This is a genomic window from Staphylococcus sp. GDY8P47P (assembly GCF_016892225.1).
In the GTDB taxonomy this organism is placed as follows: Bacteria; Bacillota; Bacilli; order Staphylococcales; family Staphylococcaceae; genus Staphylococcus; species Staphylococcus borealis.
The window spans coordinates 1-3048 of record NZ_JAFENV010000036.1 but is presented as its reverse complement, the minus strand read 5'-3'; the positions used below and the strand labels follow the sequence as shown (position 1 = coordinate 3048).

2 protein-coding genes are annotated in these 3048 nt (G+C 30.6%); both read left to right on the top strand.

The annotated features are described in order from the left end of the window. The first annotated feature begins 477 nt into the window (after positions 1–477). Positions 478–1416: a replication initiation factor domain-containing protein gene (locus tag JVV30_RS12105; RefSeq protein WP_029264623.1), complete on the top strand. Its 939-nt coding sequence runs from the start codon at positions 478–480 to the stop codon at positions 1414–1416. Positions 1417–1658: 242 nt separating this feature from the next. Then, positions 1659–2927: a MobV family relaxase gene (gene mobV / locus JVV30_RS12100; protein WP_124216773.1), complete on the top strand. Its 1269-nt coding sequence runs from the start codon at positions 1659–1661 to the stop codon at positions 2925–2927. The last annotated feature ends 121 nt before the right edge of the window (positions 2928–3048 follow it).

The following is a 3048-nucleotide window of genomic DNA, read 5'->3' as shown; positions in this document are numbered from 1 at the left end:
AACCCTTAACTTTTAGTGAAGACGAATGTCGGCATAGAGTGAGCTTTTTAGCCTACCATTCGACAAGTTTTGGGATTGTTAAGGGTTCCGAGGCTCAACGTGAATAAAGCAATTGGAATAAAGCAATAAAAGGAGTTGAAGAAATGAAATTTAGAGAAGCTTTTGAGAATTTTATAGCAAGTAAGTATGTACTTGGTGTTTTAGTAGTTTTAACTGTTTACCAGATAATACAAATGCTTAAATAAAAAAAGACCTGATCTGATTAGACCAAGTCTTTTGATAGTGTTATATTAATAACAAAATAAAAAGAAGTCGCTCACTCCCTCGCCAAAGTTTGTGATAGCGACTTACCTAGAAAAAACACTAAGTTGTTTTTTTATATCTTGTATATCTAGATATTAAACGATATAAGTTTATTCTTCAAGATATATATTCGGGTGAGCGACTTCTTAAAATAAATTAAGGAGTTGTTTTTTTATGATTAAAAAAGCAGAAGAAATTCAGGCAAAACAAAGCTTAGAAAACGAAAACTTAAATTTTTCTAAAACCGGATACTCTAATAGCCGGTTAAGTGTTCAAACTTTGGGACAATCTCAACCAAAATTAAGTTTTGATGCTATGACTATTGTTGGGAATCTTAATAAAAATAATGCTCAAAAACTATCTGAATTTATGAGTGTTGAGCCACAAATTAGACTTTGGGATATACTACAAACAAAATTTAAAGCTAAAGCACTTCAAGAAAAAGTTTATATTGAATATGACAAAGTAAAAGCAGATACATGGGATAGACGTAATATGCGGGTTGAATTTAATCCGAATAAATTAACACACGATGAAATGCTATGGTTAAAGAAAAATGTTATCGACTACATGGAAGATGACGGTTTTACAAGATTAGATTTGGCTTTTGATTTTGAAGATGATTTAAGCGATTACTATGCAATGACTGATAAAACAGTTAAAAAAACTGTTTTATATGGTCGTAATGGCAAGCCAGAAACAAAATATTTTGGTGTTCGTGATAGTGATAGATTTATTAGAATTTATAATAAAAAACAAGAACGTAAAGATAACGCAGATGTTGAAGTTATGTCTGAACATCTGTGGCGTGTAGAAGTTGAATTGAAAAGAGATATGGTTGATTACTGGAATGATTGTTTTAATGATTTACACATTTTGAAACCTGCGTGGACTACTTTAGAAAAAATTAATGAGCAAGCTATGGTTTATACTTTGCTGCATGAAGAAAGTATGTGGGGAAAATTAAGTAGGAATACTAAGTATAAATTTAAAAATTTAATTAAAGAAATATCTCCAGTTGATTTAACGGAATTAATGAAATCGACTTTAAAAGCAAACGAAAAACAATTGCAAAAACAAATTGACTTTTGGCTTTCAGATTTTGAATTTTGAGTGCATTAAATTTTATTCACGTATGTGATCATAAAATTTAAAAACGAATTAGCGACCATCATTTTTGGTCGCAGGTTTTGAACTTATGGACTGACTTGTTCAGTCCATTTTTTGTGCTTGCACAAAAACTAGCCTCGCAGAGCACACGGTTTAACGACTTAATTACGAAGTAAATAAGTCTAGTGTGTTATACTTTAATAAATAAAGCTACGCAAAAACATGTGCAGTGGGGGAATTTTAATATGGCGTATTCTATTATCAGAGTTGCTAAAGTAAAATCAAAAACGAATACAAAAGGCATTCAAAAACATGTACAAAGACAAAATAAAAATTATGAAAATATGGATATTGATTTAGAAAAATCATACTTAAATTACGATTTAGTCAATGATAGTCCGATTGATTATAATCAAAAAATCGATGAGAAAATTGAACAAAATTATAATGGGAAACGCAAAATTAGAAAAGACGCAGTAAAACATATTGATGGTTTAATTACATCTGGTAATGAATTTTTTAAAAATCAAACACTTGAAGAAACAAAGCAGTTTTTTGAACATGCTAAAACGTTTTTAGAACAAGAGTATGGAAAAGATAATTTATTATATGCAACAGTGCATATGGACGAAAAAACACCTCATATGCATTATGGGGTAGTTCCGATTACAGAAGATGGTCGATTGAGTGCGAAAGAGGTTTTAGGTAATAAAAAGGCACTAACTGAATTTCAAGATAGATTTAACGAACATATCAATAGTTGTGGTTATGACTTGAGTAGAGGTATAACAAGGGGCGTTACACCGAGACGACATGAACAGATAAGTCGTTATAAAAATTTAACAGATTATCACAAAGAAGAATATGAGCATGAGAGCCGAAAATTAGACCGTATAAAGCAAGAAAGCGAAGAAGTAATGGAACAGTATCAAAATGCTTTAGATGTTCTAAAAAAGCCTATAAATGTCCCATATGAGCTTGAAACTGAAAAAGTTGGTGGACTGTTCAACAAAGAAACACAGGAAACAGGTAACGTCGTTATTGATAAAAATGAATTTGATTTATTGCAGGAACAAGTAAAAGCTTCTCAACTCATTACTGATGATTATGAATATATTAAAAGCGGAAAGGCTTTAAAAGATTTTGAGGAAAAAAACAAAAGATTAGAAGATAGATTATTAGATGAACAGATTAAAAATGGAAAAGTAATAGATGAGTACAATGATTTAGCGGGTAGTTATAATAATTTATTGGAACAAACTCAAGAAAAAGAAAAAGAGTTAAACCGTTCGTATAAACTATTTAACAATGTGTTTAAGTTGATTAAAGGTGTGATGAAAGAAGAAACATATCATTCTTTGATTAACCATATTGATAATCACTTAGAAAGCTCAAAAATGCGAGAAACAATGATTGTAGATGATAACGATAAACAATTCTTTAAGAAAAAATATCAAAGACAAGAACCAGAAATTATTTTTGAAGATGAACGAGATGATGGCTACACTTTATAAAGACGACGCATTTATGCCGAGAAAATTTATTGAAGTTGAGAAGAACCCTTAACTAAACTTGCAGACGAATGTCGGCATAGCGTGAGCTATTAAGCCGACCATTCGACAAGTTTTGGGATTG

Coding starts and splice junctions, on each gene's coding strand:
- mobV (WP_124216773.1), top strand. CDS start 1,659: ATGGCGTATTCTATTATCAGAGTTGCTAAAGTAAAATCAAAAACGAAT.
- JVV30_RS12105 (WP_029264623.1), top strand. CDS start 478: ATGATTAAAAAAGCAGAAGAAATTCAGGCAAAACAAAGCTTAGAAAAC.